Source organism: Streptomyces sp. NPDC088553, from assembly GCF_044752965.1.
Lineage (GTDB): Bacteria > Actinomycetota > Actinomycetes > Streptomycetales > Streptomycetaceae > Streptomyces.
Genome location: NZ_JBIVMG010000004.1, coordinates 550,213 through 576,676, shown reverse-complemented (window position 1 = coordinate 576,676; position 26,464 = coordinate 550,213). Strand labels below are relative to the sequence as shown.

The 26,464-nt window shown below is 72.7% G+C and carries 22 protein-coding genes; 11 read left to right on the top strand and 11 right to left on the bottom strand.

Going from position 1 to position 26,464, the window contains the following annotated elements:
• Positions 1 to 139: 139 nt before the first annotated feature.
• The 5 genes from ACIP8Z_RS15640 to ACIP8Z_RS15620 all read right to left on the bottom strand — a co-directional run bounded on the left by ACIP8Z_RS15640 (position 140) and on the right by ACIP8Z_RS15620 (position 6,782).
• Positions 140 to 1,000: a siderophore-interacting protein gene (locus ACIP8Z_RS15640; RefSeq protein WP_402083447.1), complete on the bottom strand. Its 861-nt coding sequence runs from the start codon at positions 998 to 1,000 to the stop codon at positions 140 to 142.
• Positions 1,001 to 1,131: 131 nt separating this feature from the next.
• Complete coding sequence (locus tag ACIP8Z_RS15635; RefSeq protein WP_402083444.1) at positions 1,132 to 2,292, bottom strand: acyl-CoA dehydrogenase family protein; 1,161 nt, start codon at positions 2,290 to 2,292, stop codon at positions 1,132 to 1,134.
• An 8-nt stretch (positions 2,293 to 2,300) separates the two neighbouring features.
• A complete protein-coding gene (locus ACIP8Z_RS15630) occupies positions 2,301 to 3,239 on the bottom strand; it encodes a hydroxymethylglutaryl-CoA lyase (protein ID WP_402083441.1) in 939 nt (312 codons plus the stop codon).
• Positions 3,236 to 5,158 (bottom strand): acetyl/propionyl/methylcrotonyl-CoA carboxylase subunit alpha, encoded by a 1,923-nt coding sequence (locus tag ACIP8Z_RS15625; protein ID WP_402083438.1) that lies wholly within the window; start codon positions 5,156 to 5,158, stop codon positions 3,236 to 3,238. The genes ACIP8Z_RS15630 and ACIP8Z_RS15625 overlap by 4 nt, the downstream gene beginning before the upstream one ends.
• A gap of 16 nt (positions 5,159 to 5,174) precedes the next feature.
• The gene (locus ACIP8Z_RS15620; RefSeq protein WP_319309502.1) at positions 5,175 to 6,782 is read right to left on the bottom strand and encodes a carboxyl transferase domain-containing protein; all 1,608 of its coding nucleotides are present in this window, start codon (positions 6,780 to 6,782) and stop codon (positions 5,175 to 5,177) included.
• Positions 6,783 to 6,869: 87 nt separating this feature from the next.
• Here ACIP8Z_RS15620 and ACIP8Z_RS15615 point away from each other — a divergent pair, with 87 nt between their 5' ends.
• Positions 6,870 to 7,478 (top strand): TetR family transcriptional regulator, encoded by a 609-nt coding sequence (locus tag ACIP8Z_RS15615; protein WP_402083436.1) that lies wholly within the window; start codon positions 6,870 to 6,872, stop codon positions 7,476 to 7,478.
• A 70-nt stretch (positions 7,479 to 7,548) separates the two neighbouring features.
• Positions 7,549 to 8,322 carry a phosphatase gene (locus ACIP8Z_RS15610; protein ID WP_402083433.1) on the top strand — a complete coding sequence of 258 codons (774 nt, stop codon included), beginning with the start codon at positions 7,549 to 7,551 and terminating at the stop codon, positions 8,320 to 8,322.
• Positions 8,323 to 8,344: 22 nt separating this feature from the next.
• Here the strand turns inward: ACIP8Z_RS15610 and ACIP8Z_RS15605 are convergent, their stop codons facing one another.
• From ACIP8Z_RS15605 to ACIP8Z_RS15590, 4 genes are all read right to left on the bottom strand, one after another.
• On the bottom strand, positions 8,345 to 9,292 hold the full coding sequence (locus ACIP8Z_RS15605) for a cation diffusion facilitator family transporter (protein ID WP_402083430.1): 948 nt from the start codon (positions 9,290 to 9,292) through the stop codon (positions 8,345 to 8,347).
• A gap of 21 nt (positions 9,293 to 9,313) precedes the next feature.
• The gene (locus ACIP8Z_RS15600) at positions 9,314 to 10,186 is read right to left on the bottom strand and encodes an acyl-CoA thioesterase (RefSeq protein WP_402083427.1); all 873 of its coding nucleotides are present in this window, start codon (positions 10,184 to 10,186) and stop codon (positions 9,314 to 9,316) included.
• Positions 10,187 to 10,192: 6 nt separating this feature from the next.
• Complete coding sequence (locus ACIP8Z_RS15595) at positions 10,193 to 11,350, bottom strand: acyl-CoA dehydrogenase family protein (protein WP_355957990.1); 1,158 nt, start codon at positions 11,348 to 11,350, stop codon at positions 10,193 to 10,195.
• A gap of 76 nt (positions 11,351 to 11,426) precedes the next feature.
• Positions 11,427 to 12,587, bottom strand: a complete 1,161-nt coding sequence (locus ACIP8Z_RS15590) for a helix-turn-helix domain-containing protein (protein WP_402083424.1) — start codon at positions 12,585 to 12,587, stop codon at positions 11,427 to 11,429.
• A gap of 164 nt (positions 12,588 to 12,751) precedes the next feature.
• Here ACIP8Z_RS15590 and ACIP8Z_RS15585 point away from each other — a divergent pair, with 164 nt between their 5' ends.
• Both ACIP8Z_RS15585 and ACIP8Z_RS15580 read left to right on the top strand, forming a co-directional pair.
• Positions 12,752 to 13,360 carry a hypothetical protein gene (locus ACIP8Z_RS15585; protein ID WP_402083422.1) on the top strand — a complete coding sequence of 203 codons (609 nt, stop codon included), beginning with the start codon at positions 12,752 to 12,754 and terminating at the stop codon, positions 13,358 to 13,360.
• A 192-nt stretch (positions 13,361 to 13,552) separates the two neighbouring features.
• Positions 13,553 to 14,593 (top strand): hypothetical protein, encoded by a 1,041-nt coding sequence (locus tag ACIP8Z_RS15580; protein ID WP_402083419.1) that lies wholly within the window; start codon positions 13,553 to 13,555, stop codon positions 14,591 to 14,593.
• A gap of 21 nt (positions 14,594 to 14,614) precedes the next feature.
• Here ACIP8Z_RS15580 and ACIP8Z_RS15575 read toward each other — a convergent pair whose 3' ends face one another.
• Positions 14,615 to 16,186, bottom strand: coding sequence for a PucR family transcriptional regulator ligand-binding domain-containing protein (locus tag ACIP8Z_RS15575; protein WP_402083416.1), 1,572 nt, complete (start codon positions 16,184 to 16,186; stop codon positions 14,615 to 14,617).
• Between the two features lie 181 nt (positions 16,187 to 16,367).
• On the opposite strand from ACIP8Z_RS15575, the gene ACIP8Z_RS15570 reads away from it, so the two are divergent.
• The 3 genes from ACIP8Z_RS15570 (at position 16,368) to ACIP8Z_RS15560 (ending at position 20,691) form a co-directional block, all read left to right on the top strand.
• Positions 16,368 to 17,843 carry a sodium:solute symporter gene (locus tag ACIP8Z_RS15570; protein ID WP_402083414.1) on the top strand — a complete coding sequence of 492 codons (1,476 nt, stop codon included), beginning with the start codon at positions 16,368 to 16,370 and terminating at the stop codon, positions 17,841 to 17,843.
• Positions 17,844 to 17,925: 82 nt separating this feature from the next.
• On the top strand, positions 17,926 to 18,903 hold the full coding sequence (speB, locus tag ACIP8Z_RS15565; protein WP_402083411.1) for an agmatinase: 978 nt from the start codon (positions 17,926 to 17,928) through the stop codon (positions 18,901 to 18,903).
• Positions 18,904 to 19,008: 105 nt separating this feature from the next.
• Positions 19,009 to 20,691 carry a thiamine pyrophosphate-binding protein gene (locus tag ACIP8Z_RS15560; RefSeq protein ID WP_402083410.1) on the top strand — a complete coding sequence of 561 codons (1,683 nt, stop codon included), beginning with the start codon at positions 19,009 to 19,011 and terminating at the stop codon, positions 20,689 to 20,691.
• A 50-nt stretch (positions 20,692 to 20,741) separates the two neighbouring features.
• On the opposite strand, the gene ACIP8Z_RS15555 is transcribed toward ACIP8Z_RS15560, so the two are convergent.
• A complete protein-coding gene (locus ACIP8Z_RS15555) occupies positions 20,742 to 21,113 on the bottom strand; it encodes a hypothetical protein (RefSeq protein ID WP_402083407.1) in 372 nt (123 codons plus the stop codon).
• A gap of 130 nt (positions 21,114 to 21,243) precedes the next feature.
• On the opposite strand from ACIP8Z_RS15555, the gene ACIP8Z_RS15550 reads away from it, so the two are divergent.
• The 4 genes from ACIP8Z_RS15550 to ACIP8Z_RS15535 all read left to right on the top strand — a co-directional run bounded on the left by ACIP8Z_RS15550 (position 21,244) and on the right by ACIP8Z_RS15535 (position 26,438).
• Positions 21,244 to 21,606, top strand: coding sequence for a lysine transporter LysE (locus ACIP8Z_RS15550; RefSeq protein ID WP_402083405.1), 363 nt, complete (start codon positions 21,244 to 21,246; stop codon positions 21,604 to 21,606).
• Positions 21,607 to 21,753: 147 nt separating this feature from the next.
• Positions 21,754 to 25,506 (top strand): ABC transporter ATP-binding protein, encoded by a 3,753-nt coding sequence (locus tag ACIP8Z_RS15545; protein WP_402083402.1) that lies wholly within the window; start codon positions 21,754 to 21,756, stop codon positions 25,504 to 25,506.
• A gap of 71 nt (positions 25,507 to 25,577) precedes the next feature.
• On the top strand, positions 25,578 to 25,931 hold the full coding sequence (locus ACIP8Z_RS15540; protein WP_402083399.1) for a hypothetical protein: 354 nt from the start codon (positions 25,578 to 25,580) through the stop codon (positions 25,929 to 25,931).
• An 81-nt stretch (positions 25,932 to 26,012) separates the two neighbouring features.
• Positions 26,013 to 26,438 (top strand): hypothetical protein, encoded by a 426-nt coding sequence (locus ACIP8Z_RS15535; protein ID WP_402083397.1) that lies wholly within the window; start codon positions 26,013 to 26,015, stop codon positions 26,436 to 26,438.
• Positions 26,439 to 26,464: the final 26 nt, after the last annotated feature.

Here is a 26,464-nt window from a genome sequence, read left to right as displayed (position 1 = left end):
AGGGGCGAGGGGCGACGCGGTAAAACAAGGTTAGCCTAACCTAACTTTTCACCGCAATGGCCCCTCGCCCCTCACGTGTCACGGCAGTTGACGGCCGCCCTCGACCGGACTGTCCGCCTTTGACGGGGTGTGCCCTGGGCTACGCGTCTTCCTGGGTCTCGTCCGGGACCTCGCGCAGCGCGTCCTCGGACAGCCCCTTGCGCCAGTAACCGACGAACGTCACACGGCGCCGGTCGAGTTCACGGTCCCGCACGAAGTGCCGGCGCAGCGCCTTCACCGCGCCAGATTCGCCCGCGATCCAGACGTACGGGGCCTCCCCGGGCAGTTCGGCGCCGCGCACCGCGTCCACGGCGGACGGCGCCCCCTCCTCGCGTACGAGCCAGGTGACGGTCGCGTCCGCCTGCGTCGCGAGCTCCGTGCGGTCGCCGGAGTACGGCACCTCGAGGAACACCTGGGCGCGGGTCTCGGCCGGCAGCCACTCCAGGATCGCCGAGGCGGCCGGAAGGGCCGTCTCGTCCGCCCAGATCAGGACGGAGTCGGCGTCCTCGGGCAACTGGAAGCGGACACCGGTGTTCTCGGCGATCGCCGGGCCGAGCACGACCACGCGGTCGCCGGGGGTGGCCCGCGAGGCCCAGCGGCAGGCCGGGCCGCCGTCCTCGTGGATCGCGAAGTCGATGTCGACGGCGTTCTCGCTGTGCTCCGGCTCGGTGCGCTGCTCGCGGACGGTGTACGAACGCATCACGGCCCGCACGTCGTCGGGCATCGCGCGCCAGGCGCCGAGGGTCGCGTACATGTCCGGGTTGTCGAGCGGCGGCATGACCGGCGCGTCCTGGCCGGGGTGCGGCAGGAAGAGGGAGAGCGACTGGTCGCGGCCGCCGGCGGCGAAGTTCTTCAGGTCGTCGCCGGTGAAGGTGACGCGGACCAGGGACGGGCCGAGCCGCCGGGTCCGGTCCACCCGCAGGTGGAAGAACTGGAAGGGGGCGGTCTCGGGGTTCGTCATGGAAACGTAGGTTAGCCTAACCTCATAAATGCCGGTACGGGGGGAGGGCCCGCCACCCCCTCGGGGCGACGGACCCTCCGCGCGAGCCGGGCCGGGTCAGGCCTCGCAGAGCCGGGCCGGGTCGGGCCGGGTCAGGCCTGGAGGCCCAACTCCCGGGCGATCAGCATCCGCTGGACCTCGCTCGTGCCCTCGCCGATCTCCAGGATCTTCGAGTCGCGCCACATCCGGGCCACCGGGTACTCGTTCATGAAGCCGTAGCCGCCGTGGATCTGGGTCGCCTCACGGGCGTTGTCCACGGCCACCGTCGAGGAGTACAGCTTCGCGATCGCCGCCTCCTTCTTGAACGTCTCGCCGAGGACCAGCCGCGAGGCCGCGTCCCGCCAGCCGATCCGGGCCATGTGCGCCCGCATCTCCATGTCGGCGATCTTGAACTGGATGGCCTGGTTGTCGCCGATCGGACGGCCGAAGGCGTGACGTTCCTTCGCGTACTTCACCGACTCGTCGACACAGCCCTGCGCCAGACCCGTCGCCAGCGCCGCGATCGCGACCCGGCCCTCGTCCAGGATCCGCAGGAACTGCGCGTACCCGCGGCCCTCCTCTCCGAGCAGGTTCTCCACCGGCACGCGGACGTCGTCGAAGGACAGCTCACGGGTGTCCGAGGCGTTCCAGCCGACCTTCGAGTACGGGGCGGCGACGGTGAAACCGGGGGTGCCCGAGGGGACGATGATCGAGGAGATCAGGGGCCGTCCGTCCGCCTTGCGGCCGGTGACCGCCGTGACCGTCACCAGACCCGTGATGTCCGTACCGGAGTTGGTGATGAAGCACTTCGAACCGTTGATGACCCAGTGGTCGCCGTCGCGCACGGCCGTCGTACGGGTGCCGCCCGCGTCCGAACCGGCGCCCGGCTCGGTGAGACCGAAGGCGCCCAGCAGCTCGCCGGCACAGAGCCGCGGCAGCCACTCGCGCTTCTGCTCGTCCGTGCCGAAGAGGTACACGGGCATCGCGCCGAGGGAGACACCGGCCTCCAGGGTGATCGCGACGGAGGAGTCGACCCGGGCCAGCTCCTCCAGGGCGATGCCGAGCGCCAGGTAGTCACCGCCCATGCCGCCGTACTCCTCGGGGAACGGCAGCCCGAACAGGCCCATGCGGCCCATCTCACGGACGATCTCGTACGGGAACTCGTGCCGCTCGTAGTAGTCGCCGATCTTCGGCGCCACGACGTCGTGCGCGAACGCCTCGACGGTACGGCGGAGTTCCTCGTGCTCTGCGGAGAGCCGGTGGTCGAGAGACATGGGGGACGTCACTCCTTGTGGGAGAGGGCGCGGACGGTACGGGAGGGGCTGGGTCGGCCCAGCTGGTCGGCCATCCACACGCTCGTGGCGGTGAGGGCGGCCAGATCGACCCCGGTCTCGATGCCGAGACCGTCGAGCATCCACACGAGATCCTCGGTGGCGAGATTGCCGGTCGCGCTCTTCGCGTACGGGCAGCCGCCGAGGCCGCCGGCGGAGGCGTCGACCGTGGTCACTCCGTGGCGGAGGGCGGCGAGCGTGTTGGAGAGGGCCTGGCCGTAGGTGTCGTGGAAGTGCACGGCCAGGCGGGAGGTGGGGACGCCGGCGCCGTTCAGCGCCTGGAGCAGGTCCGTCACATGCCCGGGGGTGGCGACCCCGATGGTGTCGCCGAGGCTCAGCTCGTCGCAGCCCATCTCGGCGAGGGCCTTGGTGACGCGGACGACCTGCTCGACCGGGACGGCACCCTCCCAGGGGTCGCCGAAGCACATCGACAGATAGCCGCGGACCGTGAGCCCCGCCTCTATGGCCCGGGTGACCGTGGGGGCGAAGAGCGCGAGGGCCTCGTCGACGGTCCGGTTGAGGTTGGCCTTCGCGAAGGACTCCGTGGCGGAGGCGAAGACGGCGATCTCCCGGACGCCGAGGGCGAGGGCGCGGTCCAGACCGCGCTCGTTCGGCACGAGCACCGGGAGCCGGACCGGCAGATCGCGGACCAGCGGGAACAGGTCCTCCGCGTCCGCCAGCTGGGGCACCCACTTGGGGTGCACGAAGCTGGTCGCCTCGACGGTGGAGAGCCCGGCGGCGGCGAGCCGCCGGATGAACTCCGCCTTCACGTCCGTCGGGACGGCGCCCTTCTCGTTCTGCAGCCCGTCGCGCGCGCCGACCTCGTGGATCCGCACCCGTGCCGGCAGCGCGGGATCGGGCACGACCATGGGCAGTCCTGCGGCGGTCATGCGACCTCCTCCTCGCGGGGCGTCACCACGGCCAGGATCTGGTCCATGGCGACGGTCGAACCGGGCGTGACGTCCAGCTCGGTGACGGTGCCGGCGTGCGGGGCGGAGATGACGTGCTCCATCTTCATCGCCTCGACGACCAGCAGACTCTGCCCGGCCTCGACCTCGTCCCCGACGGCCACCTTGACGACGGTGACGGTGCCGGGCATGGGAGCGGCGAGCGTGTCGGCGCCGCCGTGCCGGGCGCCGGAGAGGGCGGCGGCGACGGGGTCGTGATCCATGACGTGCCAGGAATCACCGTCGCGGCCCAGCCAGTCGCCGGCCCGGTGGAAGCGGTGGACGACGCCGTCCACCGTGACCGTCACGGAGGTGTCCGTGACCCGGGCGCCGGCCGGCGCCTCGGCCAGGACGGGTTCGAGTCCCGCCGCCCGCACGGGGAACGGAAGCGGGGCCGGGCTGCCGCCCAGGCGCCAGCCGCTCGGCACCGAGAACGGGTCGGTCCAGCCGCCCGCCGCCGGAGCCAGCTCCGCGAGCCGTACGGCCGCCGCCGCCGCGTACACCTCGTCCGGAACGCCCTCCGGGACCAGGCTCTCCGCGTCCCTCTCCACCAGGCCCGTGTCCAGGGCGCCGGCGACGACGTCCCGGTGGGCGAGGAGCCGGCGCAGGAAGCCCGCGTTCGTCGGGACGCCCAGGGTCACCGTGTCCGCCAGCGCCGCGCGCAGCCGGCGCAGGGCCGTCGGGCGGTCCTCGGCATGGACGATGACCTTCGACAGCATCGGGTCGTAGAGGGACGAGACCTCCGTACCCTCCGACAGGCCCGAGTCCGTGCGGACCCCTTCGCCCGCCGGCTCGTTCAGGGCAAGGACCGTGCCGCCCGAGGGCAGGAAGCCCCGGGACGGGTCCTCCGCGCAGATCCGCGCCTCGATCGCCCAGCCCGTGAGGGTGATGTCCTCCTGCGCGAAGGGCAGCGGCTCGCCCGACGCCACCCGCAGCTGCCACTCCACCAGGTCCACGCCGGTGATCAGCTCGGTCACCGGGTGCTCGACCTGGAGACGGGTGTTCATCTCCATGAAGTAGTACGAGGACGGGTCGCCGCCCGGCACGATGAACTCGACCGTGCCCGCGCCCACATACCCGCAGGAGCGGGCCGCCTCGACCGCCGCCGCGCCCATCGACGCCCGGATCTCCGGGGTCAGCAGGACGCTCGGCGCCTCCTCGATGATCTTCTGGTGGCGGCGCTGGAGCGAGCACTCGCGCTCGCCCAGGTGGATCACGTTCCCGTGGGCGTCCGCCAGGACCTGGATCTCGATGTGCCGGGGCCGGTCGATCCACCGCTCCACCAGCAGCGTGTCGTCACCGAAGGAGGCACGGGCCTCGCGGCGCGCGGACGCGATCTCCTCCGTCAGCGTCGACAGGTCACGCACCAGCCGCATGCCCTTGCCGCCGCCGCCCGCGGACGGCTTCAGCAGCACCGGCGCGCCCAACTCGCGCGCCGCGGCCTCCAGCTCGGGGTCGGCCGCGCCGGGGACGACCGGCACGCCCGCCGCCTTCACCGTCTCCTTCGCCCTGATCTTGTCGCCCATCAGGGAGATCGCCGAGGCCGGCGGGCCGATGAAGACGAGCCCCGCGTCCGCGCACGCCTGCGCGAACCCCGCGTTCTCCGCGAGGAAGCCGTACCCGGGGTGCACCGCCTGCGCGCCCGTCCGGCGGGCCGCGTCGAGGAGCACCTCCACCGACAGATACGACTCCGAGGCCGGCGGCGGTCCGATCCGTACCGCCGTGTCCGCCTCCCGTACGTGCCGGGCGTCGGCGTCCGCGTCGCTGTACACCGCGACCGAACGCACACCGAGCGCCCGCAGCGTCCGGATGACCCGGACCGCGATCTCGCCGCGATTCGCGACGAGCACTGTGTCGAACATGGACGTCCTCACACCCTCACATCCGGAAGACGCCGAACTGGGGGTCTCCCAGCGGCGCGTTGGCACAGGCGGTCAGGGCGAGTCCGAGGACCTGCCGGGTCTCCATCGGGTCGATGACCCCGTCGTCCCAGAGCCGGGCGCTCGCGTAGTACGCGCTGCCCTGGGTCTCGTACTGCTCGCGGATCGGGGCCTTGAAGGCCTCCTCGTCCTCCGCGCTCCACTCGTCGCCGAGCTGGTCGCGCTTGACGGTCGCGAGGACGGACGCGGCCTGCTCGCCGCCCATGACCGAGATCTTGGCGTTCGGCCACATCCACAGGAAGCGCGGAGAGTACGCCCGGCCGCACATCGAGTAGTTGCCCGCGCCGTACGAACCGCCGACGACGACCGTCAGCTTCGGCACCCGGGTGGTGGCCACGGCCGTCACCATCTTGGCGCCGTGCTTGGCGATGCCGCCGTGCTCGTACGCCTTGCCGACCATGAAACCGGTGATGTTCTGCAGGAAGACCAGCGGGATGCCGCGCTGGTCGCACAGCTCGATGAAGTGCGCGCCCTTCTGGGCGGACTCGGCGAACAGGATGCCGTTGTTGGCGACGATGCCGACCGGGTGCCCGTGGATCCGGGCGAAGCCGGTGATCAGCGTCTGCCCGTACTCGGACTTGAACTCCTGGAAACGGGAGCCGTCCACGACCCGGGCGATGACCTCGCGCACGTCGTAAGGGGTACGGGAGTCCACCGGCACCGCGCCGTACAGGCCGGCCGGATCCACCTTCGGCTCCTCGACCGGCTCGACCGACCACGGCAGCGGGCCGCGCTCGGGGAGGGTCGCGACGATGTTCCGCACGATCCGCAGCGCGTGGGCGTCGTCCTCGGCGAGGTGGTCGGTGACGCCGGAGATCCGCGAGTGGACCTCGCCGCCGCCCAGCTCCTCCGCCGTCACGACCTCACCGGTCGCCGCCTTCACCAGCGGCGGACCGCCGAGGAAGATCGTGCCCTGGTTCCGTACGATCACCGCCTCGTCGCTCATCGCCGGTACGTACGCGCCACCGGCCGTGCACGAACCGAGGACCGCCGCGATCTGCGGGATGCCCGCGCCCGACATCCGGGCCTGGTTGTAGAAGATCCGGCCGAAGTGCTCCCGGTCGGGGAAGACCTCGTCCTGCATCGGCAGGAACGCGCCGCCCGAGTCGACCAGGTAGAGGCAGGGGAGACGGTTCTCCAGCGCCACCTCCTGGGCCCGGAGGTGCTTCTTCACCGTCATCGGGTAGTACGTGCCGCCCTTGACCGTCGCGTCGTTGGCGACGATCACGCACTCGCGGCCCGAGACCCGGCCGATGCCCGCGATGACCCCGGCAGCCGGGGCCGCGTCGCCGTACATCCCGTTCGCCGCGAGCGGCGCCAGCTCCAGGAAGGGGGAGCCGGGGTCGAGCAGGGTGTCCACCCGGTCCCTCGGCAGCAGCTTCCCGCGCGCGGTGTGCCGGGCCCGGGACTTCTCACCGCCGCCCAGCGCCGCCGCCGCGAGCTTGGCGCGCAGGACGGCCGCCAGCTCGTGGTGCGCCGCCTCGTTCGCCTGCCAGGCCGGCGAGGCGGGATCCGCCGTACTCGCCAGCACAGGTGCCTGCTGCATCCGTCGAGCTCCCTTGCTCGGTTAATGAGCGTTAACGTATGCCGTTCAGGTTAACGACCGCTAACCGGGTTGTCTAGAATCGAATCCATGACCACGACCCCCGCCACGACCCGGACCGCCACCGGCAGGACCGACGCCCCGACGCGGCGCCAGCAGATCCTCAAGGAGGCCGCCCGCCTCTTCGCCGAGCGCGGCTTCCACGGCGTGGGCGTGGACGAGATAGGAGCCGCCGTCGGCATCAGCGGGCCCGGCCTCTACCGCCACTTCCCCGGCAAGGACGCGATGCTCGCCGAGCTCCTCGTCGGCATCAGCGAGCGGCTCCTCGACGGCGGCCGGCTGCGGGTCGGCGAGACCACCGGCGACCCCGAGGCCCTGCTCGGCGCCCTCATCGACGGCCACATCGACTTCGCCCTCGACGACCGGCCGCTGATCACCCTCCACGACCGCGAGCTCGACCGCCTCAAGGACGAGGACCGCAAGCGGGTACGGCAACTGCAGCGGCAGTACGTGGAGCTGTGGGTGGCGGTGGTGCGCGAGCTGTACCCGGACGCGGGGGAGTCGGAGTCGCGGACGGCGGTCCACGCGGTGTTCGGCCTGCTCAACTCGACGCCGCACCTCGACGCGGTGGGTCGCCGGCCGATGGAGGAGCTGCTCCGGCGCCTGGCCCACGGGGCCTTCGCAGCGCTCAAGGGCTAGGGCCCGTCCGGCGGGTCCACGGGACGGAACGATTGCCCACAACGGCGGGCCGTCGTCCAGAATGATCCCCATGCCGATACTCAGCCGCCCCGCCCTTGTCGAGCACCTCGTCCGCACCCGGATCGCGGGAGACGTCGCCACCCCGCGCGACAACAACCTCTCCCACTACCGCAAGCTCGCCAACGGCGACCGGCACTACTGGCTCGGCCTGGAGCTCGGCGACCGCTGGACCGACGAGCAGGACGTGCTCGCCGTGATGGCCGAGCGCTGCGGTGTCATCGACGACCCGGCCCACCGGGCCGGCCAGGACACCATCGACCCCGAGCTCACCGTGGACGGCCTGGACCGGATGGCCGCCCGGCTGCGCAAGGCCGCCGCCGGAAAGGAGCGGGTCCTCTTCGCGACCGGCCACCCCGGCGCGCTGATCGACGTGCACAGCCGGGTCGCGGCCGGGCTCCGCGCCCAGGGCTGCGACATCGTGAGGATCCCCGGTGGGCTCGTCGCCGACGAGGGGTACGTCGTGCAGTTCGCCGACGTCGCGGTCTTCGAGCGGGGCGCGAGCCTCTGGCACACCCACTCCCCGGAGCCGATGAACGCGATCCTCGACGCGCTCGGCGAGGACGGGCGGCCCGATCTGGTGATCGCGGACCACGGGTGGGCCGGGCGGGCGGGTCAGCGGGGGATCGACTCCGTCGGCTACGCCGACTGCAACGACCCCGCGCTCTTCATCGGCGAGGCCGAGGGCACGATGCAGGTCACGATCCCGCTGGACGACCACGTCCTGGACCCGCGCTTCTACGAACCGATGACGTCCTACACCCTGAACGCGGCGGGCCTCCTCTGACCCCCGTGCCCACACGGAGGGCTCAGGGACGGGGGCGGTGTTGGGTGACGGCGGGGGTGGGGTCCAGGTAGACGCGGCGGATCTGCGGGAAGCGCTCCCGCAGCTGCGACTCCGCGTCCTCGCACGCCCACTCCACCTGCTCCGCCGACGCCACGTCCCTGAAGTCGATCTTCGCGGCGATCAGGACCTCGCCCGGCCCCTGGATCAGCGTCGTCAGCTCAAGGACGTCCACGATGTGCGGCACGGAGAGCAGCTCCTCGCGCACCTCGGCCCGCACCTGCCTCGGGAGCGGCCTGCCGATGAGGAGTTCGGCGTTGGAGCGGCCCAGGACCCAGGCCACGTACACGAGCAGCGCGCCGATGAGGATCGACGCGATGCCGTCCCACACGCTGGAGCCGGTGATCTGGCCGCCGAGGAGGCCGCCCGCCGCCAGCATCAGGCCGGCCAGGGCGGCGGAGTCCTCCATCACCACCGCCTTCACCGTGGTGTCGGGCGTGAGGCGGAGGTAGCGGGCGAAGGGCGCCCCGGCCCGTTCCGCCTCGGCCCGCATCTGCCGGACGCCGGTCCGGAGCGAGTAGCCCTCAAGCACGAAGGCGACGCCCAGCACGATGTACGAGACCAGCGGGTCGCCCAGCTCCTCGCCGTGGGTGAGGGTGTGGACGCCGTCGTAGACCGAGAAGACCGCGCCGCCCACGAAGGTCGCCACGGCCGCGAGCAACGCCCAGACGTACCGCTCGCCCGCGTAGCCCACGGGGTGGTCCTCGTCGGCCGGCTTCTCGCTCCGCTTCAGCGCGGTGAGCAGCATGACCTCGGTGACGGTGTCGGCGACCGAGTGGGCGGCCTCCGACAGCATCGCGCTGGATCCGCTGATGACACCGGCCACGGCCTTGGCGGCGGCGATCCCCAGATTCGCCACCGCCGCCACGATCACCGTGGACGTGCTCTCACCGCTGCCCGACTGCTCTGCCATGACATCGGACGGTATGTCCGGTCATCGGCGCGGAACGCGAACGACACCCTCCTGGATGACCGAGATCGCGAGCCTGCCGTCCTGCGTGTAGATCCGGGCCTGGCCGAGACCGCGCCCGCCGGACGCGGTCGGCGACTCCTGGTCGTACAGGAGCCACTCGTCGGCCCGGAAGGGGCGGTGGAACCACATCGCGTGGTCCAGGGACGCCCCGACGACGTCCCCGACGGCCCAGCCGCCCCGGCCGTGCGCGAGCAGGACGGAGTCGAGCAGCGTCATGTCGGAGACGTACGTGGCGAGGACGACGTGGAGGAGAGGGTCGTCGGCCAGCTTGCCGTTGGTGCGGAACCAGACCTGCGAGCGCGGCTCGCGCGGCTCCCCGACCGAGCCCCACGGCGGGACCTCGGCATAGCGGAGGTCGACGGCCGCCCTGGCCTCGATCAGCCGGTCCGCGACCTCGCGGGGGAGGTGACGGGGCAGCATCTCGGCCGGTGTGGGCAGCGACTCCGGGTCCGGCGCGGCCGGCATGTCCGCCTGGTGGTCGAGCCCCTCCTCGTACGTCTGGAACGACGCCGAGAGGTGGAAGATCGGCTGCCCGTGCTGGACGGCGACGACCCGGCGGGTGGTGAAGGAGCGTCCGTCGCGGATCCGGTCGACGGTGTACACGATCGGCGCGCCCGGGTCACCGGGGCGCAGGAAGTACGCGTGCAGGGAGTGGGCGAGCCGGTCCTCGGGGACCGTCCGCCCGGCCGCCACCAGGGCCTGGGCGGCCACCTGGCCGCCGAAGACGCGGGGGACGAGCGCGGAGCGGGACTCACCCCGGAAGATGTCCCGCTCGATCCGCTCCAGGTCGAGCAGATCGAGCAGGGCATCCAGGGCGCTGTGCGCGTCGGGCACCTGGACCTACAGGCCCATCGACTTGGCGATGATCGACTTCATGATCTCGCTGGTGCCGCCGTAGATGCGGTTGACGCGGTTGTCGGCGTACAGGCGCGCGATCGGGTACTCGTTCATGTAGCCGTAGCCGCCGTGCAGCTGGAGGCAGCGGTCGATGACGCGGTGCGCGACCTCGGTGCAGAAGAGCTTGGCGCTCGCGGCCTCGGCCGGGGACAGCTCGCCCGCGTCCAGGGCCTCCAGGGCGCGGTCGGCCACGGCCTCGGCGGCGTCGACCTCGGCCTGGCAGGCGGCCAGCTCGAACTTGGTGTTCTGGAAGTGCGCGACCGGCTTGCCGAAGACGGTGCGGTCCTGCACGTACTCCTTGGCGAAGCGCACGGCGGCCTTGGCCTGCGCGTACGCGCCGAAGGCGATGCCCCAGCGCTCGGAGGCCAGGTTGTGGCCGAGGTAGGAGAAGCCCTTGCCCTCCTCGCCGAGGAGGTCCTCGACGGGCACCTTGACGTCGACGAAGGCCAGCTCGGCCGTGTCGGAGGTGCGCAGGCCCAGCTTGTCCAGCTTGCGGCCGATGGAGTAGCCCTCGGACTTGGTGTCCACGGCGAAGAGGGAGATGCCGAAGCGGCGGTCCTCGGCCGTCGGGGCGGACGTACGGGCGCAGACGATCACGCGGTCGGCGTGGACGCCACCGGTGATGAAGGTCTTGGCGCCGTTGAGGACGTAGTGCGTGCCGTCCTCGGAGAGCTTGGCGGTGGTCTTCATGCCCGCGACGTCGGAGCCGGTGCCCGGCTCGGTCATCGCGAGGGCCCACATCTCCTCGCCGGTGACGAACTTCGGCAGGTAGCGCTTCTTCTGGTCGCCGGTGGCGAGCATCTTGATGTACGGCAGGGCGAGCAGCACGTGGACACCGGAGCCGCCGAACTGCACACCCGCGCGCGAGGTCTCCTCGTAGAGGACGGCCTCGAACTTGTGGGTGTCCAGGCCCGCGCCGCCGAACTCCTCGGGCACGTTGATGCCGAAGATGCCCAGCTCGCCGAGCTTGTCGTAGAACTCGCGCGGCGCCTGGCCGGCCGCGAACCACTCGTCGTAGACCGGGACGACCTCGGCCTCGATGAAGGCGCGGATGGTCTCCCGGAACGCCTCGTGGTCCTCGTTGAATACGGTACGGCGCACGGTGCGGCTCCTCCGGTGTGCAGGCCCAGTTGTCTAAGCGCTTGCTCAGTCTTTCGTCAACGAAGTTACCCAGCGGTCACCCACCCTGTCCAGACTTCTCGCCTGTGATCCAGGCCCGCCCCACGGAGTCGTACTCGTACACGGGCCGCCCCTTCGCCCCGCTCGTCCGGAACGGTGCGCCGTCCTCGTCCCCGATCCGGACCGTGCCCCGGCGCCCCTCCGAGCTCCACTCCAGCTCCAGGTACCAGCGGCAGTCGCACCCCGCCGCCTCCGCCGAGACCAGCAGCTCCTCCGGCTCGGCGGCGCTGACCACGTACGGGAAGGAGACCGCCGGGAGCGTCCGGCCCTCCTGCCCGGAGGCGTCGTACCCGTCCAGCGCCCGCGCCACCGGCCGCGGCCGGTCCAGGTCCACCTCGAAACGGCGCGGCGTCACCGCCCCGCCGCACCCGTCGTCCATCCGGTACGCCGCCCGCGGCAGCGGCGCGCCCCGCTCCACCACCCGCACGTGCAGCGCCTGGAGCACCACCGCCGCCGCGCTCTTCCCCTGCACCGACACCCGCACCAGCGTCTCCCCGCCGTCCACGGCCCCCTGCGCCGCCGCCCAGCTCCGCGCGTCGGCCGCCTCCGGCGGGGGAGGGGGCGTCCGCTCCACGAGGTAGGTGTGCCCGCACCCGTTCTTCCAGAGGTCCGAGGCGACCGTCCACGTCAGCGGCGCCGCTGGTTCGGCGGCCCGCTCCCGGGTCTTCCCGGGCAGGAGTACGGCTCCGAGCGTCACCGTCCCCGCGACCGCCAGCGCCCCGCAGACCACGCCCACCCACCCCCACCGGCGCCTCCGCCGCTCGGACGGGAGGCCCGGCACGCGCGCGTGCACGAGTTCCGGCTCGGGCGTCGGCTTCGGGCCGGGCTCGGGCGCGGGCTCAGGGCCGGGCTCGGGCGCCGGCTCCGCGACGGGTGCCGGCTCCCCGACGGCCTCCGGTGTCGGAGTGCGGCGGGCGCCGTCCGCGCGGGTCCAGGCCGCCTCCAGAGCCCGCCGCTCCTCCTCGTCCGCGCCGCACAGCCGGGCGAGGCGGTCGACCACGGCGAACTCCTCCGGGACGGTCGCGCCCGAGCAGTAGCGGTGGAGGGTGGACGCGCTGACGCTCAGGCGCCGGCCCAGCGCCTCGTAACTCCTCCTGTCGCGCGCCTTCAGCGCGCGCACGAGCCCCGCGAACTCCTCGACGGCGGCGTCCTTCGGCATTCCATCCCCCTCGACCCTGCGTCCCACCCTTCACGTCCTTGCACGTCAGCGGGGGTGGAATGGTTCCGGGACGGAGGGTGGGCGCGTCACCGTTGCGGGCGGCGGGCGGCCGGCCCGACGCTGGTCGAGCACTGACCGAACGACCCGACGGGGGATCCACCACCATGAACAAGCTCCGCACCGCACTGGCCACCGCCGCCGCTGCCGCCCTGGGCCTCGCGGCCCTCGCCACGGGCCCGGCGCAGGCCGCCGCCCAGCCGGCCTTCCTCGCCGCCTCCCAGATGCCGCCGTCGGCGACCCCGTGGACCGCCACCCAGGTCTTCACCGGCGTCCCGGAGAACGGCGGCGCACTCTGCGCCCCGTACAAGATCCCGGCGCAGAACACCCGCTACCGCGAGTTCAGCACCGAGCTCGACACCAACGGCGTCCAGATCACCACCGTCGCCCGCACCGAGGCCGACGCCGTGAAGCTGGTCGACACCCTCCGCAAGGCCCTCGCCGGCTGCGGGCCCCTGCTGGAGCGGCAGAACCCGGGCCTGCACGCCGTCAGCGCCTCCCACGGCAAGCTCGCCGTCGAGGAGGGCGCCTGGGTCTACAGCCTGGACACCGCCGACCCGCAGGTCGGCAGCACCGACATCCACCTCTTCTCGGTGGGCCGCGACGGCAAGACCGTCACGTACGTCCGGTGGGGCCAGATGGGCGATCTGAAGGACGCCCCGCTGACGGCCTTCAAGACGACGACGAAGACGGCCGTGAACAAGCTCTGGTCCTGACGCTGCGTCATCCTGACGGCTGGCGCACTACTCAGAGTGACAGTCAAGTCGCAGAAGACCTCCATTCGGGCGATACTGGGAGGTGAGATTCCGACGTCGGCACGCTCGCGCGGGGAGCCGGGCTGCCCATCCGTCGTCAGACCGTCGCCGGTCGGGGGGAACCGTTTCGAATGTGATGCGAAGGGGTGCGTCATGGAACTCGAATCCCTCCCTCTCGAATCCCTGCCCGACGAGGTCGTCGCCCAGATCGAGGTACGGGACCGCTGGCGGCGCACAACGGCCGCCGGTGGCCTGGAGTTCCTCATCACCGACATCGGGAGATGGCCTCTGGGCAAGACGGTGCGGGTCGCCTTCCTCGACGGGGACACCGATCTGCACGCGGACATCGCGGGAGCGACGAAGCAGATCACCGACGCCTGCAACCTGACACTCGACTTCGGGCAGAACGGCGGGGGCGGCGCGTTCCGGCGATGGGCCGAGGACGACACCGACCTCGCCGCCGAGATCCGGGTCAGCTTCGACCTGCCGGGCTTCTTCTCCCTGGTGGGCACCGACAGCACGGACAGTGTCATCGGTGCGGGAGGAGGCCCGGTCGGCGGCAACCCCGGCCAGCGCAGCCTGAACCTCGGGGGGTTCGCGTCGCACAGGCCCACCCAGTGGGAGGGCACCGTGCGGCACGAGTTCCTGCACGCGCTGGGGTTCCACCACTCCCACCAGAACATGCGCGGCACCTGCGAGGGCGAGTTCCGCTGGGAGGACGAGGTCGGGTACGTCCCCACCCAGGACCCCTCCGGTGTCTTCGTGGCGGACGCCCAGGGTCGGCGCCCCGGCATCTACACGTTCCTCGCGGGTGAGCCGAACAAGTGGCCGCGCGCGAAGGTGGATCACAACCTGCGCACCGTGGACTCCCCGGACCTCGTCGCCGGGCCCTTCGACACGAAGTCCGTGATGCTCTACCGGTTCCCGGCCTTCTTCTACAAGTCCACCCCCAGCAGCTGCGCGCCGACCGGCAACGGACAGAACCTGTCGGACGGCGACAGGCGCGGACTCGACCTCCTCTACCCGCACGTGATGGACGGGCTGGCGGACCGTCAGGCCCGTGCCGACGCGGTCCTGGAGTCCCTCGGGGTCGGTCCCGAGGGCGTTCCCGGTGCGAACGGCGGCGACCTGGCCGCGGCCTACCGCAGCCGGGTCGAGGAACTGGCGGCCGCCCAGGCCGCGGGCGCCCGGTGATCCGCGCCCCGGCCCCGCACCTCACCGGGACTTGAGCGCGAACCACAGCTCCATGCGCACGTCCGGGTCGTCCAGGTCCCGGTCCAGGAGTGCGGCGCAGCGGGCGATCCGCTGGCGGACGGTGTTGCGGTGGATGTCCATCGCGACGGCCGTCCGGTCCCAGCCGCCGTGCAGCGAGAGCCAGACGCGCAGGGTCTCGGCGAGCGGTTCGGCCAGCGGGGCGAGGAGGGCGCGCGCGTGGGCGCCGGCCTCGTCCGGGTCCACCAGGGCGGCGATCCCGCCCGGGCGGTGCCGCACCAGATCCGCCCCGGTCGCCTCCGCCCGCCGCAGGGCTCGCGCCGCCTGAGCGTCGGCCGCCGCGAGTTCGCCCGCCTCGACGGGGGCGCTCACCCCCAGCGTCCAGCCGGACTGAGCGGTGACGGGGGAGGGGGCGGGCAGGAGCAGGCGTACGGCTCCGAGCGCGGCCCCGGGAGCGGTACCGCCTGAGCCCGTCGCCCCCGGAGTTGTACCCCCTGAGCCGGCCGCCCCCGGAGTCGTACCCCCTGGGCCCGTCGCCCCCGGACTCGTACCCCCCGAGCCCGTCGCCCCCGCAGCCGTGCCGCCCACGTCCATCAGTGGTGTCCCCAGTGCCGCCGCCAGGCCGGCCGCCGCGAACGGGGTGCCGTCGCCGCCCGAGGCGTGGACCACCGTCCACGGGCCCGGGCCCAGGGTGTCCGCGATCTCCGCGGGGGCCGTGCCGAGCAGGAGCCGGACCAGGGCCCCGTCCCGTACGGTCGCGTCCGCGCCCCGGTGCGGGGCCGTCAGCAGGGACAGCAGGACGACCGCGACCCCCGCGATCGTGTGGTCCCCGGGGCCGCCGCGCCGTTCCGTCGCCACCCCGAGCGTCAGCCCGTCCCCGCCGCCGAGCGCGTACGCGGCGAGCCGGAGCCCGCCGCCGTCCCCGCTCGCCGAGGCCGGGCCGCCCGGGCGCGGGCCGAGGACGCCCGCGAGGTCCCGCAGCGCCCGGGCCGCCTCCGCGGGCACCTCCCGGCCGGCCGCCACCGACTCCGTACCGTCCGGCCCGAAGAGCACCGCCCGCCCCCCGAGCCGTGAGGCGAGCGCGCCGAGCACCGCCGGGACCGGGGCCGGCCGGGCCGCGGCCGCCGCCAGGGACTGCTGCGCCTCGGTCACCCGGCGGAGCTCGTACAGCCGGGCCTCCGCCATCAGCCGCCACAGCGCCCGCGCCACCGCCGTGAAGGGGGTCCTCGGCGGCACCTCGACCAGCGGCAGACCGTGCCGGGCGCAGGCCTCGACGAGCTCCGCGGGGACCGTGTCGTACACCGGCGTCACGCCGAAGGCGAGCGCCGCCGCCCCGGCCTCCACCACCCGCTCCACGTAGTGCGCCGGATCGGCGAGCAGCACGCCCGCCGTCATGAGCAGCTCACCGCCGAGGAGGTACGGATACGGATCGGCCATCTCCGAGGTGTGCACCCAGTGGATCGAGACGTCCTCGGGACCGGCGAGCAGCCGCAGCCCGAGGTCCCGCCGGGCGAGCAGCGCGGCCAGGGAGACCGGCGGCGCGGGAGGGGTGGCGGCGGGCTCGGCGGAGGTCATGGCGATGTGCCCTTCGTACATCCCCCGCCCGGTCAGTGGAGGAAACGTACACTTCATCGTCGCTTTCCGGCCACCTACTGTCATGGCATCCAGAGGCCGCGGGTACGGGCGGATGTCCCCGCGATCAGCTTCTGGTCACTCCCCTGCACGACACGCCACCGAGGTGAACGAAGGAGGCCCCATGGCCGTCGACTACACAGTGATCGCCCTGTACCTGGCCGGCATGCTCGCGATGGGCTGGTGGGGCATGCGCCGCGCCAAGTCCAAGAGCGAGTTCCTGGTCGCCGGGCGCCGCCTCGGTCCCTGGATGTACTCCGGCACGATGGCCGCCATCGTCCTCGGCGGCGCCTCCACCATCGGTGGCGTGGGCCTCGGCTACAAGTACGGCCTCTCGGGTGCCTGGATGGTCTTCGCCATCGGCCTCGGCCTGCTCGCGCTGAGCGTGTTCTTCTCCGCCCGGATCGCCCGGCTGAAGGTCTACACCGTCTCCGAGATGCTCGACCTGCGCTACGGCGGCAGGGCCGGCGTCATCTCGGGCGTCGTCATGTGGGCGTACACGCTGATGCTCGCGGTCACCTCGACCATCGCGTACGCCACGATCTTCGACGTCCTCTTCGACCTGCCCCGGACCCTCGCGATCGTCCTCGGCGGCACCATCGTCGTCGCCTACTCGACGCTCGGCGGCATGTGGTCCATCACCATCACCGACATGGTGCAGTTCGTGGTGAAGACCATCGGCGTGCTGCTCCTGCTGCTGCCGATCGCCGTCGTCAAGGCGGGCGGCTTCGCCGAGATGAAGGCCGCGCTGCCCACCTCGTACTTCGAGCCCCTCGGCATCGGCGGCGAGACGATCTTCACCTACGTGCTGATCTACACCTTCGGCATGCTCATCGGGCAGGACATCTGGCAGCGGGTCTTCACCGCCCGCACCGACAAGGTCGCCAAGTGGGGCGGCACCGTCGCCGGCACCTACTGTCTCGCGTACGCCCTCGCCGGAGCCGTCATCGGCACCGCCGCGAAGGTGCTGTACCCGAACCTGCCCAGCGCCGACGACGCCTTCGCCACCATCGTCAAGGACGAGCTGCCGATGGGCGTCCGGGGCCTCGTCCTCGCCGCCGCCCTCGCCGCCGTCATGTCGACCTCCTCCGGCGCGCTGATCGCCTGCGCCACCGTCGCCAACAACGACATCTGGTCGCGGCTGCGCGGAACCGTGTCGGCCGACGGGGACGACCACGACGAGGTGAAGGGCAACCGTGCCTTCATCCTCATCATGGGCGTCGCCGTCATCCTCATCGCCATCGCCCTCAACGACGTCGTCCAGGCCCTCACCGTCGCCTACAACCTGCTGGTCGGCGGGCTCCTCGTGCCCATCCTCGGCGGACTGCTCTGGCGCCGCGGCACGGTCCAGGGCGCGCTCGCCGCGGTCACCGTCGGCGGCCTGGCCGTCATTGGCCTGATGTGGACTTACGGAATCCTTGCAAATGAGCCTGTTTACTATGGTTTGTTGGCCTCGCTCGCCGCATATGTGATCGTTTCCCTGGCAACCCGCCCGACGGACGCCGCCGTGCTCGCGCACTGGCGCGCCCGCCTCGCGGGCCGGGAGAACCCCGAGGCCGACTCGGTGCCGGAGACCGCTCCGGCCCCCGCGACCGGCTGACCGCACCGAGACCCCCGGACGGGGCCCCGAGACCCGAGGCCCCGACCGGACCCCCACCGATACACCCCAGGAGGACCCGACCATGAGCAGCAGCGACCAGAACACCCCGCGCGGCCCGATCGACTCGTCCCGCATCCCGCGGTACGCCGGTCCCGCGACGTTCGCCCGGCTGCCGCGGCTCGACGAGGTCGGCACCGCCGACATCGCCGTGGTCGGCGTCCCCTTCGACAGCGGAGTCTCCTACCGCCCCGGCGCCCGCTTCGGCGGCAACGCCATCCGCGAGGCGTCCCGCCTGCTCCGCCCGTACAACCCGGCCCAGGACGCCTCCCCGTTCGCCCTCGCCCAGGTCGCGGACGCCGGTGACATCGCCGCCAACCCGTTCAACATCAACGAGGCCGTCGAGACCATCGAGGCCGCGGCGGACGACCTGCTGAACTCCGGCGCCCGCATGATGACCCTCGGCGGCGACCACACCATCGCGCTGCCGCTGCTCCGCTCCGTCGCCAAGAAGCACGGCCCCGTCGCCCTGCTCCACTTCGACGCGCACCTCGACACCTGGGACACGTACTTCGGTGCCGAGTACACCCACGGCACCCCGTTCCGCCGCGCCGTCGAGGAGGGCATCCTCGACACCGAGGCGCTCTCCCACGTCGGCACCCGCGGCCCGCTGTACGGCAAGCAGGACCTCACCGACGACGAGAAGATGGGCTTCGGCATCGTCACCTCGGCGGACATCTACCGCCGCGGCGCCGACGAGGTCGCCGACCAGCTGCGCCAGCGCATCGGCGACCGCCCGCTGTACATCTCCATCGACATCGACTGCCTCGACCCGGCGCACGCGCCGGGCACCGGCACCCCGGAGGCGGGCGGCATGACCTCCCGCGAGCTCCTGGAGATCCTCCGCGGCCTCTCCTCCTGCAACCTGGTGTCGGCGGACGTCGTCGAGGTCGCCCCGGCCTACGACCACGCCGAGATCACCGCGGTCGCCGCCTCCCACACCGCGTACGAACTCACGACGATCATGTCCCGCCAGATCGCCGATAGCCGCACGGCGAAGTAGGACCCGTCGGGGGTGTGGGCATACGTTCCGCAGGGCGGGACGGGTGGGCACACCCCCGACCACCGGGCCGCACCCGACTGACCGAGCCACGCCCAGAGGGACCCGATGACCCACGACCACGACCTGGTACTCCGGCCCACCGCCGCGCAGACGACCGCCGCGCTCAACCCGCCCGCAGGGCGGAACGGCGGTGACCTCGTCGTCGAGACCCTCACCGGCCTCGGCGCCACCACCGTCTTCGGCCTCCCCGGCCAGCACGCCCTGGGCATGTTCGACGCCCTGCGCCGCTCCTCCCTCCGGTACGTCGGCCTCCGCGTCGAGAACAACGCGGGCTTCGCCGCCGACGCGTACGGCCGGATCACCGGCGAGGCCGCCCCGCTGCTGCTCTCCACCGGCCCGGGCGCGCTCATGTCGCTCGCCGCGCTCCAGGAGGCGGCCGCCGCCTCCGCGCCCGTCCTCGCGATCGGCAGCCAGATCCCGGTGGCCGGCCTCGGCGGCGGCCGGCACGGCTATCTGCACGAGCTGCGCGACCAGCAGGCGTCCTTCCGGGACATCGTGAAGTCGGTCCACACGGTCCGTACCCAGTCCCAGATCCCGTCGGCCATCGCCGCGGCCTGGGAGTCGGCGCTCACCGCCCCGCACGGGCCGGTCTGGGTGGAGATCCCGCAGGACGTCCTCCTCGCGGAGACCACCCTGCCGGTCGTGACGGCGATGGACGCGACGCCCGAGGACATCGCCCCGCGCCCCGAGCTGACGGCGGTCGCCGCGCACCTCCTGGCGAACGCCGAACGCCCGGCGGTCATCGCGGGCGGCGGGGTCGTCCGCTCCGACGCCTCGGGCAAGCTGCTCGCGCTCGCGGAGCGGCTCGACATCCCCGTGGTGACCACCTTCGGCGGCAAGGGCGCGTTCCCCTGGGAGCACCCGCTGTCGCTGCAGTCCTGGCTGGAGGACCGGCACACCACCGACTTCCTGGAGGACGCGGACGTCCTGCTCGTCGTCGGCTCGGGGCTCGGGGAGCTGTCGTCGAACTACCACACGTTCGCGCCCCGCGGCCGGGTGATCCAGATCGAGGCGGACGCCGGGAAGCTGGAGTCCAACCACCCGGCGCTCGGCATCCACGCGGACGCCCGGCTCGCGCTCCAGGCACTCCTGGAGACGGTGCCGGAGCGCCGGGACGCCACCGCCGCCGAGCGGGTCGCGGCCGTCCTGACGAAGGTCCGGGACCGGATCGCGGCGCAGGACCTGGGCCTGGAGCAGCAGATCGTCGCGGCGGTACGGGAGGCGCTCCCGGAGCGGTCCCCGAGCTTCTGGGACATGACGATCCTGGCGTACTGGGCGTGGTCGGCCTTCGACGCGAAGCACCCGAACACGATGCACTCCGCGCAGGGCGCGGGCGGCCTCGGCTACGGCTTCCCGGCGGCGCTCGGCGCGGCGGCGGCGGACCCGAGCCGGCCGGTGCTCGCGGTGTCCGGCGACGGCGGCGCGATGTACTCGATCGCGGAGCTGGCGACGGCGAAGCAGTACGGCCTGGACGTGACGTGGCTGATCGTGGACGACGGCGGCTACGGCATCCTGCGCGAGTACATGACGGGCGCGTTCGGCGAGGCCACGGGCACGGAGCTGTCCCGCCCGGACTTCGTGGCCCTGTCGGAGTCCTTCGGCGTCCCGGCGACCCTGACGACCCCGGAGTCCCTGACGGCGGACCTCGCGAAGTCCCTCGCGACGCCGGGCCCGTCGGTCGTCGTCCTCCCGGCCCTCCTGAGGATGTTCGAACCGACGCACCTCTGACGGTGTGGAGCCCGTGCCCCTCCTTCTCCGGGAAGGGGCACGGGCTCGTGTCAGACCACGAAGGCCTCCCACGCCTTCCGGTACCCGGCGATCTGATCCGCGTACCCCCGCCGGAACTCGGCGATCTGCCGCTCGTCCAGGCTCTTGTCGTACATCCGCTGCGGCCCTGTCAGCCGGACGATGTCCCCGAAGACCTCCTCGACCGCCCTGGCGTGGTCACCGCCCTTCTCCCGGGCGGTGAGCAGCTGCGGCCCGGCCTCCCGCAGCAGCCTCACGAAGTGGTTGCGCGGAGTGTTCGTCGTCCGCCGCAGCCCGGCCGGGGTCCCCAGCTCCGTCCGTCCGACGGCCAGCACCTCCAGGACCTGGAACGCCGCGTGCAGCCGCCCCCACCCGTACGGCGTCGCACTCTCGATCAGCGTCACGTACGCCTCCCCTTCCCCTCGGTGTCCACGGGCCCGCCCGACGACGGCCCCTGGATCCCTACCCAAGGGCACAACCCTTCCCGCCCCGCGCGGGTCCTCCTCCGCGGAGGCCCGAGGTCCTTGCGACCTCGTGGGCCGTGTCCTGGGGGAGGAGCGGGTGCCGTGGGACGTGATGCGCCGGGCGTTGAAGAAGGCCGGGGAACTCCTGGCCGAGCTGGTGGGGGAGGCCGTCGCCGAGATGATCCTCACCCTGCTCGCCTGCGCGCTGCTCGGAGGCCTCGCGTTCGTCGCGTATCTGAGCTGGTCCTTCAGTCCCCGTCCGACCCTCGCCGGTACCGGACTGCTGAGCCTGTTCCTCGCCCACGGGGCGTGGGCGAGGTTCCGTGACCCGGCGCGGGCCGGGCGCGGGCGGCGGCTCGCCGCCGTGACGAGCGCCGTCTTCAGCGGTACGGCCGTGACGGCCGTGTTCCTCCTGTTCTACGGCACAGGCTGAGGCGATCCGCGCGGGCACCGGCCGAGCCGATCCGTGTGGTCCTAGGACCAGAGACCGGACCTCGGCCCCGGTTTGTTGCGGCGGGATGAAATCGCAGCCCACCCGTGTTGGGGCTTCCGGTAGAGCAGGACGAACGGGAGGCCACTCGTGGCGGCGGTCGGGGAACAACAGCAGGGCTGGGCGCGCAGGCTCGCCGGGTACGCGTGGCGGTACAAGGCGAACACCTTGCTCGCGCTCGGGTCCTCGCTGGCCGGCATGGCCGTGCTCGCTCTCGTGCCGCTGGTCACCAAGGTGATCATCGACGACGTCATCGGGACGAAGACCCGCGACCTCTCCGTCTGGACCGGCCTCCTCATCGGCGCCGCCGTCCTCGTCTACGCCCTCACCTACGTCCGCCGCTACTACGGCGGCCGCCTCGCGCTCGACGTCCAGCACGACCTGCGGACCGACATGTACGCCACCATCACCCGGCTCGACGGGCGGCGGCAGGACGAGCTGTCGACCGGGCAGGTCATCGGGCGGGCCACCAGCGACCTGCAGCTGATCCAGGGTCTGCTGTTCATGCTCCCGATGACGGTCGGGAACGTCCTCCTCTTCCTCATCTCGCTGGGCGTCATGGCCTGGCTGTCCCTTCCGCTCACCCTCGTCGCCCTCGCCGTCGCCCCCGCCCTCTGGTTCATCGCCAAGCGCAGCCGTACCCGGCTCCACCCCGCCACCTGGCACGCGCAGCAGCAGGCCGCGGTCGTCGCCGGGGTCGTCGACGGGGCCGTGACCGGCGTCCGGGTCGTGAAGGGCTTCGGCCAGGAGGACCAGGAGACCGGCAAGATCCGCGAGGCCGGGCGGAAGCTGTTCGCCGGCCGGCTGCGGACGATCCGGCTGAACTCGCGGTACACCCCGGCCCTCCAGGCCGTCCCCGCCCTCGGCCAGGTCGCCGTCCTCGCCCTCGGCGGCTGGCTCGCCTACCGCGGCCAGATCACCCTGGGCACCTTCGTCGCCTTCTCCGCCTACCTGGCCTCCCTCGTCGGCCCGGTCCGCATGCTCGCCATGGTCCTCACCGTCGGCCAGCAGGCCCGCGCCGGCGTCGAGCGGGTCCTCGACCTCGTCGACACCGAGCCGGTCATCAAGGACGGCACCAAGGAGCTGCCGGCCGACGCGCCCGCCACGGTCGAGTTCGACGACGTGTCGTTCGCGTACGAGGACGGGCGCCCCGTCCTCGACGGGTTCTCGCTGGAGATCCGCGCCGGCGAGACCGTCGCCGTCGTCGGCGCCTCCGGTTCCGGCAAGTCCACCGTCTCCCTGCTCCTCCCGCGCTTCTACGACGTCACCCACGGCGCCGTCCTCGTCGGCGGCCACGACGTCCGCGAGCTCACCCTCGACTCGCTGCGCGCCGCGATCGGCCTGGTCCCCGAGGACTCCTTCCTCTTCTCCGACACCGTCCGCGCCAACATCGCGTACGGCCTCCCGGAGGCCACCCAGGAGCAGATCGAGGCGGCCGCCCGCGCCGCCCAGGCGGACCGTTTCATCGCCGAGCTGCCCGCGGGATACGACACCAAGGTCGGCGAGCACGGCCTCACCCTCTCCGGCGGCCAGCGCCAGCGCGTCGCCCTCGCCCGCGCGATCCTCACCGACCCCCGGCTGCTCCTCCTCGACGACGCCACCTCCGCCGTCGACGCCAAGGTCGAGCACGAGATCCACGAGGCCCTGAAGACGGTGATGGCGGGCCGTACGACCCTGCTCATCGCGCACCGCCGCTCCACCCTCGGCCTCGCCGACCGCATCGCCGTCCTGGAGGACGGCCGGCTCGCCGACATCGGCACCCACGCCGAGCTGGAGGAGCGCTCCCCGCTCTTCCGCCGCCTGCTCACCGACCCCGACGAGCTGGGTGCCGTCTCGCCCGGCCACCTCACCCCGGCCGAGCTCCCCGAGGACCGCACGCTGCGGGCCGAACTGGACGCCGAGTTCGACGCCGAGCGCGGCATCACCCCCACCCTGTGGGTACGGGACGAGACCACCGACCGGGAGAGCGACGCGCCCGGGGCCACCCCCGAGCTGCTCGCCGCCGTCGAGGCCCTGCCGCCCGCCACCGACACCCCCGGCATCGACGAGGGCCGCGCCGTCTCGCCCGAGGACAGCTACGGTCTGCGCCGGCTGCTCCGCGGCTTCGGCGTCCCGCTGCTCATCAGCCTCGGCCTGGTCGCCCTCGACGCGGGCGCCGGCCTGCTGCTCCCGGTCCTGATCCGGCACGGCATCGACGAGGGCGTGAACCGGCTCGCGATCGGCGCCGTCTGGGCGGCCTCCGCGTTCGCCCTGGTCACCGTGCTCGTGCAGTGGGTCGCGCAGACCGCGGAGACCCGGATGACCGGCCGTACCGGTGAGCGGGTCCTCTACGCGCTGCGCCTGAAGATCTTCGCCCAGCTCCAGCGGCTCGGTCTCGACTACTACGAGCGCGAGCTCACCGGCCGGATCATGACCCGGATGACCACGGACGTGGACGCCCTGTCGACGTTCCTGCAGACGGGCCTGGTCACCGCCTTCGTCTCCGTGGTGACCTTCTTCGGGATCATGGTCGCGCTGCTCGTGCTCGACCTCCAGCTCGCCCTGGTGGTCTTCGCGACCCTGCCGGTCCTCGCGGTCGCCACGTACTACTTCCGCCGCTCCAGCGTGAAGGCGTACGAGCTGGCGCGCGAGCGGATCAGCGTCGTCAACGCCGACCTCCAGGAGTCCGTCTCCGGCCTCCGGATCGTGCAGGCCTTCCGCCGCGAGCGGTCCGGCGCGGCCCGGTTCGCCGAGCGCAGCGACCACTACCGCGAGGCCCGCGTCCGCGGCCAGTGGCTGATCTCCGTCTACTTCCCGTTCGTCACCCTGCTGTCCTCGGTGGCCGCCGCGGCCGTCATGATCGTCGGCGCCAACCGCATCGACGGCGGCACGCTCACCACCGGCGCGCTCGTCGCCTACCTCCTCTACATCGACCTGTTCTTCGCCCCCGTGCAGCAGCTCTCGCAGGTCTTCGACGGCTACCAGCAGGCCGCCGTCTCGCTGAAGCGGATGCAGGAACTCCTCCAGGAGCCGACGTCGACGGCCGCCGCGCCCGCACCCCTGGACGTGCTGTCGCTGCGTGGCGAGATCGCCTTCGAGGACGTCTCCTTCGCGTACGGCGGCGAGGACGGCGCCCCGAAGGACGAGACCGCCCTCACCGGCATCGACCTGCGCATCCCGGCCGGTCAGACCGTCGCGTTCGTCGGCGAGACCGGCGCGGGCAAGTCCACCCTGGTCAAGCTGGTCGCCCGGTTCTACGACCCGACGGGCGGCCGGGTCACCGCCGACGGCACCGACCTGCGCGACCTCGACCTCACCGCGTACCGGCACCGGCTCGGTGTCGTCCCGCAGGAGGCGTACCTCTTCGCCGGGACGGTCCGCGACGCCATCGCGTACGGCCGCCCCGAGGCGACCGACGCCGAGGTGGAGGCGGCGGCCCGCGCGGTCGGCGCCCACGACATGATCGCGACCCTCGACGGCGGCTACCTCCACGAGGTCGCCGAGCGGGGCCGTAACCTCTCGGCCGGTCAGCGCCAGCTCATCGCCCTCGCCCGCGCCGAGCTCGTCGACCCGGACATCCTGCTCCTCGACGAGGCCACGGCGGCCCTGGACCTGGCCACCGAGGCCCAGGTCAACCAGGCCACCGACCGTCTCGCCGGCCGCCGGACGACGCTCGTCGTCGCCCACCGGCTGACCACCGCCGCCCGTGCCGACCGGGTGGTCGTCATGGACCACGGCCGGGTCGCGGAGGACGGCACCCACGAGGAGCTGCTCGCCCTGGACGGCCGGTACGCGACGCTGTGGCGGACGTTCATCGGCGAACCCGTCGACGAGGTCGACGAGGAGGAGCCGGAGCGGGTGTGAGTACCCGCCCGTCCGGCAGGTGAGTACCCGGGCGGATGCGGGAGCACGGTCGGGCGGGGTGGGATGGGGGCATGAGCCACGAGTCCCACCCCCGCGCCGCCTCGCCCGTCCCGGTCACCCCGCCGCACGTCGAGGGCGCGCGCCTGCGGAAGCGGTCGATGGTCTGGGCGGGGCTCTTCGTGCCCGCGAGCCTGCTCGTCGGCATCCTCGTGCTCACCCGCGAGAACACCGCCCGCTGCCTCACCTACGGGGAGGCCTGCGCCGGCACCCCCGGTTCCTTCTACGTCGCCGCCCTGGCGATCGCCTTCGCGGCGCTGGTGACCGTGCAGAGCACCTCCCGCCCCGAGGTCCGCCGGGCGGCGTTCTGGACCCAGCTCGGCGCCGAGGGCATCTTCCTGGTCTTCCTCCTCACCACGTACGCGTAGCGGGCGCCCGGAGCGGAGGCAACCATTCCGGGGCGGGGCGCGTCGTACGCCCGTACGTCGATTCACTCGGGAGGGGAACGCATGTCCACGGACCCGCAGTACGCACGACGTGGCCCACGGCTGCTCGCCCGCGTTCTCGCGCCGCTCCTCGCCGCCCTCGCCCTCGTCCTGACCCCGGCCACCCTCGCCCCCGGCGCCGCCGCCGGCACCGCCGAGGCCGTCTCCGTCTGCCAGGGCCGGCCCACCAGGACCATCACCTTCGCCACCGGCGAGCTCCGCCTCTACCGGACCCGCCACTACGCCTGCGCCGTCACCGTCGCCAAGGGCCCCGGCGCCCGCCGGCCGATGGCCGTCTCCCTCCAGCCGCGCGGCGCCCGGCCTGCCGTCCGGGCCGGCCGGTTCGACCGGCAGGCCGGTCCCGTCACCGTCCACGCGCTCAACCGCTGCGTCCGGGCGAGCGGTTCGGTGGCCGGGCGGGGCACCTCCACCGGCTGGATCCTGTGCTGATGTACAGGAAAGTCCAAGGGTAAGGA